Consider the following 7267-nt stretch of genomic DNA (forward strand, 5'->3'; position numbering starts at 1 on the left):
CATCCGTGAGCCTCCACGGAAAGTGGACCAGGGCCGCTTCTTACCTACGCAGCCAGCCGCGGCGCCGCAGCAGGCGTCCCACCGACCGCGGCGCGGCATCGGTCATCGCCCAGCGCGGGAACGGCGGCAGCGCGACGTCCCCCGGGACGAACGTCAACCGCTCCCGGTCGTCCGCGGTGAGCCCCACCGGCCGCGGCGCCGCGTCGAAACCGTGCTCCCTCGGCGCGCGCAGATCGCGTGCAAGGCGCGGGACGCTCGACCAGGTCGCCGCGGCGGAGCACGGCGCCGCCCGGGTACACCATGCCGCCGGCCAGAGCTTCGTCCTCGGCCACGATCGAGCCCCGCTCCTTCAGATGGCGATCGACTGCTGGAGCCACCGGCTGACACGGTACGGCAGCCACCACGCGTACGGACCGACGTCCAGGACGAGGTGTTCGGAGCGGAAGTCGGCCAGCGCGGCCTGGTCGACGGTGTCGGCGAGGGCGCCGTAGTCCAGCAGGCGGACCGCGGTGTCGTACTCGGGTTCGTCGGCGGTGAAGCGGCGCAGCTCTCCCCAGCGGCGGTCGCGGATCTGCAGGAAGCCGGGGCCTTTGCGCCACAGGCACTTGCACAAGTAGTGACCGCGCCGCCATGAGCGCAGTGACTCCCCGGCGTCGGCGGGGCCGTGCAGCGCGGCGGGCGGCTGGAGATGGCTGAGCCGTCGCCAGGTCTCCCCCTCCCTCGGGTCGAGACGCAGTTCCCACTCGACCATGACCGCCCGCGCGGTCAGGTCCCGGACGAGGGAGAGCCCGTACACGGCGGCTGCCGGGTCCGCGCCGGTGGAGAGGTCGACAGGGGCGGGCAGCCGCACACGGCGCGCGCCCAGCTCCCACAGGCGTGCGGCCTGGCCGCGCGCCGGGCCGGGCAGGGGCACCTCGCCCAGGAACATGCCAGGCAGCTCGCACGCGGCGGGGTCGTAGTCGCGCCAGGCGAGGACCGTCGGCGCGGTGAGGGTGGCGGTCATCGTGCTCCTTCGAAGCGGGGCGGGAGGGGGCAGGCCGGCTCGGGGACGGCGGCACCGTCGGGGGCGTCCTCGGTGTGGATGTGTCGCATGAAGTCCAGGCGCAGCAGGTCCTCGTTGACGGCGGCCGGGGCGATGTGGACGTACTGTCCCGCATCGGCGAAGACGATGCCGAGGGCGAGCCAGGTGCCAAGGAACCGCCGGACCCCGTCCTCGTCGCGGGCCGCCTCGGGGACGCGTGCCGCGGCCTTGCGGGTGAGGGCCTGCACGTTGTGCGGCTGGTCGAGGAGGCGGAAGAGGGCGATTTCGAAGGGGTCGGTCAGCTCCTTCACCCGCCAGTCGAAGGCGCGGCGACGGCTGACCAGGACGATGCGATCGCCGTGGTCGTCGTGGGTGAGCCGGGCGTCGGTGTGGTGCTTCTTCCAGTCGGCGAGGGCGTTGTTGAGGGCGCTGACGGTGGGTTCGCCGATACCGCGGGCGGGCGCCTCGAAGACGTACGCCATGCCGTACAGCTCTTCCTCGGGCAGGTCGTAGGTGAAGCGGTAGTGCGCTTCGGGGAGCAGACCGGTGAAGCCCAGTTCGGGGCGTTCGAAGTAGGGGCTGAAACGCTCGATCGCGATGCGCGCGGACAGGTCGACCGGTGGGTCCAGGTGTTCCAGGGCCGGTATCTGGGCGATGACCGGGTCGTAGTCCTCGGCGCTCTCGCCGGGGAATCCGTGCAGGTAGTTCCAGGCTACGGAGAGACCGGTCTCGGCGCCGTCACGCAGCATCCGCACGTTCTGGCAGCCGCTCACACCCTTGTCCATCAGGTCCAGCACGCGGCTATTGAGGCTCTCGATGCCGGGTTGCACGTAGATGAGTCCGGCGTCGGCGAGTGTGCGCAGCTGGCTGCGCCTCATGTTGGCCTTGATCTCGATGTGCAGGCGCAGGTCGTAGCCGCTCTCGATGATGCGGGGCAGCACGGTGGTGAGGTAGCGCATGTCGAGGATGTTGTCGACGACATACATGTCGAGGACCCGGTGGCGACGGGCCAGCTCCATAATCTCCTCGTAGAAGGTGTCCGGGCTCTTGGAGCGAAACTCCATGAAGGAACCGTTGAGCCCGCAGAAGGTGCAGTGGTGTTTCTCGCCCCACCAGCAGCCCCGCGCCCCCTCGACGACGAGTTTTGGCTCGACCCAGTTGCGGGCGACGGACGCGGCGAGCCGTTCGAAGTAGCCGCTGTAGTCGGGCGGCAGGATCGCGGTGGGCGGCAGCGGGCGGGCGGCCATCGGGTTGGCGACACTCGCGCCGTCCGCGTCGCGGTGGCACAGGCCGGGAATGGAGTCGAGCGGGCCGTCCTCCGCGAGCGCGCCGAGGAGTTCGGGGAAGGCGGCCTCGCCCTCGCCGCGTACGACGTGGTCGACGAAGGGGAAGTTGCGGTGCACGGTGGCGCCCTGTTCGCCGTCGCAGTTGGCGCCGCCCATGACGGTCACGATGTGCGGGGCGAGCTGCTTGACGCGGCGGGCGGCGGCGAGCGCGGCGGTGTTCTGCTGGAAAGTGGAGGTGAACCCGACGACATCCGGCTCGCTCGCCACGATCTGCCGGGCGATCGACTCGACGAACTCCGGTGCAATGCGGTGCAGTTCACGAGTCATCTTCATCCGAGCGGACTTGAGCTTGCCGCTCATCGTCGCCACGAACTCGTCCTCGCGCCAGGCAGGGTCGTCGTACAGGGCGGAGGAGAAGACCCAGTCGCCGCAGCCCATGAAGTAGGAGGAGAGGGCGTAGTACTCGTAGTCGTCGCCGGTGAACTCGGTGCGTTCGGTGATCCAGTCGGTGAACATGAGGTTGGCGTGCAGCACCTCGGCACAGGCACCGGGCACACGCTCGTCCACACTCCGTTTGAGGATGCCGAGGGCCAGGGACGGCAGGTCGATGGGCGACCAGGGCATGTTGACCAGCAGTACGCGCATGGGCGCTTCTCTCCTGACGTGGTGCGGGGGCGGGCGACGGTGCGGGCCGGTCGGCCCCGGGGTGCCCTGGGGCCGACCGGTGAGGATCAGTCCTCGACGGTGTCGTCGCCGTCCTCGGCGTTGCGGAACGGGACGGTGACCGTGATGCCGACGCTCGGCTTGCGGTTCGTCTCGTCCTCGGCCAGCGGGTCGTTGTGGATGACGTCCTTCTGCATGGGTTTCTCCTTCTCTCTCAGTGTTCGACTGTGTGGTGCGTTGACCCCTCTCCGGCCGGAGCGGGGTGTCTGGGGGGTGGGGCGGTGCGGGCGGTGCGCCGGAGCGTGCGGTCGAGGAAGCGCACCGCGCGGCGCAGGACGGTCACGTGGTCGCCGCCGTCGTAGCCGTCGTGGCCGGACTCGAGCCACAGGGACTCGTGCGGGGCACCGGCCGTGTCGAGGGCGGCGAGGTAGGAACGGATCTGTGCGGGCGGGCACTTGGTGTCGTGCGTGGCGGCGACGACCAGGAGCGGATCGCGGACGCGGGCGGCGTAGCGGATCGGCGAGCTGTGTGCGTACGCGTCCGGCACCTGTGCGGGTGTGCCGCCGAACAGCCGCTCGTCCAGTGCGCGGAGGGCGGGTGTGGCGGCGGCGTGTGCGGCGGCGTAGTCGGCCACGGGTTTGACGGCGACGCCCGCCTGCCAGAGCCCGGGTCGGGTGCCGAGGGCGAGCAGGACGAGGTAACCGCCCCACGAGGTGCCCCAGAGTCCGGTGGCGTCCGGCTGGATGAGCCCGCGCGCCACGAGGTCGGCGCGGACGGCGGCGAGGTCGGCGACCTGGGTGTGGCCGACGCCGTCGCGGAAGGCGCGCTGCCAGCCCGGTCCGTATCCGGTGGAGCCGCGGTAGTTGACGCGGGCCACGGCGAACCCGGAGGCCACCAGGGAGTGCACGGTGCCGTCGTAGGCGTCGCGGTCGTGGTCGGCGGGGCCGCCGTGGACGAGGAACACGGTGGGGTGCGGCCCGGGTGTGGACTCCGGAAGGCTGAGCAACGTGTGTACCGGGCCGTCCGGTCCCGGTGTGTGCATGTCGCGCAGGGTGCCGGGCACACGGCCGTCGACGGTGCCGAGCGGGGGCAGCGGTGTCCCGGCCGTGGACCTCATGCGGGGCGGGTGGGTGCTGTCCGTCCAGAGGGTGTGCAGGTCGCCGCCGGGGCGCGGGACCGCGTCCAGGAGGGTACCGGGCGGAGTCGGTACGGGGCCCAGGGTACGGCGGGCGAGGTCGGCGCGGCGGAGCAGGGAGCGGCCGTGCCGGTCCTGCCGGATCAGCACGGCGCCGCCGTCCGGGTACCAGCGGGCGGTGAACTGGGTGTCCAGGGCGCACCAGTCGTGGGTGACGGTGCCGGTGGCGGCGGTCCAGGTGGCGAGGGTGTAACGGTCCCCGCGCTCGCGGACGAGCAGCAGGATGGGGTGGTCGTCGGGCGCGGGGCCGAAGCCGAGCGCCCACAGTCTGCCGTGCGGGCCGTCGCCGGAAAGGGCCACGACCTCGGCGCCGTCGGGGGTGAGGAGGGTGACGGCGCCGGGCGCGTCGGCGGTGCGGGTGAGGGCGAGGAGCTCGCCGTGCGGGGCGAGTCCGGCGAGCGCGGCGGGGCCGTTCACACGTGTGACCTCGCGTCCGGGGCCGCCGCGGGTCCCGAGCCTGACGCTGGTGTGGTCGCCCAGTCCGATGCCGAGGGCGACGGTGGCGTCGGCGGTGACGGCGAGGCCGCGGGCGGTGCCGTCGGGGACGCCGGTCAGACCGGGCCGGCCGGTGCCGCCGGCGAACGGGCCGTCGAACGGCTGGAATTGCCAGTGGCCGACGCCCCGCGCGTCCTCGGCGAACCACCACACGTATGCGTCGGCGTCGATCGCGCCGTGCAGGGTGCCGCCGGGGCGGTCGGTGACGCGGCGGGCGTGGCGGGCGGCGGCGTCCCAGGTGAAAACCTCGCAGCGGCCCTCCGCGTCGGCGGTGAAGACCATGCGGTGCGGATCGGCGGCGCACACCTCGGGCAGCGCGGCGCGGTACACCTGGAAGCGGCTCATGCGGCGGCCTCCGCGAGGGCGGCGCGCCGGGTGGTGTGCGCGGCGAGCAGGACGAGGAGCGCGGCGCAACCAAGCGCGGGCGTCGCCGAGTTCAGCTGACCGGCGAAGAGACCGGCCATGACCGGGGCGAGGGCGGCGGTGGCGCCGGAGGCGGTGGCGATGACGGCGCCGACGCGGGCCTGCACGTCGGGCTCGGTGGTCAGCAGGGCACGGGCCTGGAGGACGACGGCGGGCAGCGGCACGAGGAGGCCGATCGCGCCGAGCAGCACGCCGTACGCCCAGGGCCCGTCGGCGAGGGCGAGGGCCGCGGTGAGCGGGGCGAGGAGCCAGGTGACCGTGGTGAGGGTGCGGGCGGCGCCGAGGCGGGCGGCGGCCTTGGGCGCGGCGAGGGATCCGGCCAGCCCCGCGGCGCCGGTGACGGCGAGGACGAGGCCGAGCGGGAGCGCACCACTGCCGGAACGTTCCAGCGCGAAGACCGCGGAGTAGTAGAGCGTCGCGGCCACCCCGTTGACCAGCGCGATCCACGTCAGCACGAGGCGCAGCAACGGCCGTCGTCGCACCAGGTACAGCCCGGCGGCGGCCGCACGCCACAGCCCCTCGCCCGAAGGAGCCGCCGCGGCCTTCAGATCCGTACGCATGGCCCGTACGCAGCCGGCGACGACGGCGTAGGAGAGGGCGTCGGCCGCGAACGGCAGAGCGCGGAAGAGCTGGTACGCGGCTCCGCCGAGGGCCGGGCCGAGGATGAGTGCGCCCTGGTCGGCGGCGGCGAGCCGGGCCACGGCGCGCGGTTGGTCGTCGGGCGGGCAGACCAGGGCGACCGTGCCGCGCGACGCGGCGTCGTGACAGGCGGTGGCGAACCGTTCGACGAGGACGGCGGCCACGAGGTGCGGAAGTGTCAGGTGTCCGGCGAGCAGGGTCACGGCGACGGAGCCCATGGCCAGCGCGGCGACGACGGCGGACCAGAACATGATCGTCTTGCGCGCGCCGCGGTCGGCGGGGACGGCCGCGAGCGGCCCGAGCAGCAGGCCCGCGGCCAGCGAGAGCCCGGCGACGAGCCCAGCGGTCCGCGGTGAGTGCCCGAGACCGAGGAGCAGCAGGGGAAGGACGGCACCGGATGCCTGGGTGCCCAGAGCGTCAACGGCGTTGGCCCACCAGAAAAGGCGGAAGTCCCGGGCGGACTGGTCACGCCCGGAACCGGAAGCGCCACGGCGGCCCCGGAGCAACCGGGGCCGGGGTAATCCATCGCGGGGGTCCGACGCTCCCGCCCGCGTGAACGACTCCACGATTTCCCCCAGTTCGATGAAGTTACCGTGCAGGTTGTGTGGAAAGCGAAAGCGAAACGAGCGGGATCGTAGCCAGCGCCTCGAACGGGCTACAAGGTCGCGGATCGGCTGGCCGGAAAGCGCTAGGAAACGCGGAGGGATGGGGATTCCGGGTTCGCAGCAAAGGGAGGAGTGTGTTCCGTTGCGGTCCGCGGGGAGGGTGAGGTAGTGAGAGACGCGTGCGACGTGTGAGGCGTGTCGTTGGCATGCTTCTGGTCAAGCGCCGAGCCTGCCGAAGCGGTCCGGGAGGACGTCGGACGGTGCCGGTGCCGGTACCTTCCCGGCCGAGGATGGCCAGTTCTCGCTGCCGGGTGCCGCCGTGGCATGCGTAATGCCGCGCCCCTGCGGAGCGCGGCAGGCATCGCTGATGACTCACTTCGCTACGGCACGAGCCTCAGCAGCCGGTACTGCTGCACGGATAGGTGACACCCTGACCTGCCCCACCCCTGAGGTTTCAGTTCTGGTGGCTACTGAGAGCTCGTAACCGGATCTTGTTGGGGTGCCCTGGTCGGGCGTGACCGATGTGATGATCTGGCCGTTCGTGTCGTGTGACGACTGCTGCTCGAACCGGTGGGCATCGGTCCGGACAGCGCCGTCACTCTCCTGATCACCATGGGAGACAATCCCGAGCGGCTGAACACCGAGGCGTCCTTTGCTGCCCTTTGCGGAGTCAGCCCCATCGAGTACTCCTCCGGCCGGCGGCGCACGCGCCGGCTCAACTACGGCGGCGACCGGCAGGCCAACGCCGCCCTGCACCGCATCGTCTTCACCCGGCTGCGCCACGACCCGCGCACCCAGGCGTATTACGAACGCCGCACCCAGGAGGGCAAGACCCGACGTGAGATCATCCGATGCCTCAAGCGATATGCAGCCCGAGAGGTCTTCAACCTGGTCAGACCGGTTTCCCGCACCCCCGCGTTATAGGGGCGTCAGTGATACG

General features: G+C 72.0%; 5 protein-coding genes and 2 pseudogenes. 1 reads left to right on the forward strand and 6 read right to left on the reverse strand.

Annotation, left to right across the window (positions count from 1 at the left end; genetic code table 11):
- Nucleotides 1–61: 61 nt before the first annotated feature.
- From ABEA26_RS22075 to ABEA26_RS22100, 6 genes and pseudogenes are all read right to left on the reverse strand, one after another.
- Nucleotides 62–302: pseudogene (locus tag ABEA26_RS22075) on the reverse strand (aminoglycoside phosphotransferase family protein); the annotation flags it as partial.
- 47 nt (nt 303–349) lie between these two features.
- The gene (locus tag ABEA26_RS22080; RefSeq protein WP_345594723.1) at nt 350–1003 is read right to left on the reverse strand and encodes a DUF5825 family protein; all 654 of its coding nucleotides are present in this window, start codon (nt 1001–1003) and stop codon (nt 350–352) included.
- A complete protein-coding gene (locus ABEA26_RS22085) occupies nt 1000–2952 on the reverse strand; it encodes a RiPP maturation radical SAM C-methyltransferase (protein ID WP_345594725.1) in 1953 nt (650 codons plus the stop codon). The genes ABEA26_RS22080 and ABEA26_RS22085 overlap by 4 nt, the downstream gene beginning before the upstream one ends.
- A gap of 86 nt (nt 2953–3038) precedes the next feature.
- Nucleotides 3039–3167 carry a hypothetical protein gene (locus ABEA26_RS22090; RefSeq protein ID WP_256359348.1) on the reverse strand — a complete coding sequence of 43 codons (129 nt, stop codon included), beginning with the start codon at nt 3165–3167 and terminating at the stop codon, nt 3039–3041.
- Nucleotides 3168–3184: 17 nt separating this feature from the next.
- On the reverse strand, nt 3185–5005 hold the full coding sequence (locus tag ABEA26_RS22095) for an alpha/beta hydrolase family protein (protein WP_345594727.1): 1821 nt from the start codon (nt 5003–5005) through the stop codon (nt 3185–3187).
- Entirely contained in the window at nt 5002–6228 is a 1227-nt protein-coding gene (locus ABEA26_RS22100) for an MFS transporter (RefSeq protein ID WP_345594729.1), read from the reverse strand. Before ABEA26_RS22100 ends, ABEA26_RS22095 begins: the two co-directional genes overlap by 4 nt.
- A gap of 657 nt (nt 6229–6885) precedes the next feature.
- Here ABEA26_RS22100 and ABEA26_RS22105 point away from each other — a divergent pair.
- A pseudogene (locus ABEA26_RS22105) lies at nt 6886–7251 on the forward strand (transposase); the annotation flags it as partial.
- Between the last annotated feature and the right edge of the window lie 16 nt (nt 7252–7267).

Source organism: Streptomyces marokkonensis, from assembly GCF_039539045.1.
Classification (GTDB): Bacteria; Actinomycetota; Actinomycetes; order Streptomycetales; family Streptomycetaceae; genus Streptomyces; species Streptomyces marokkonensis.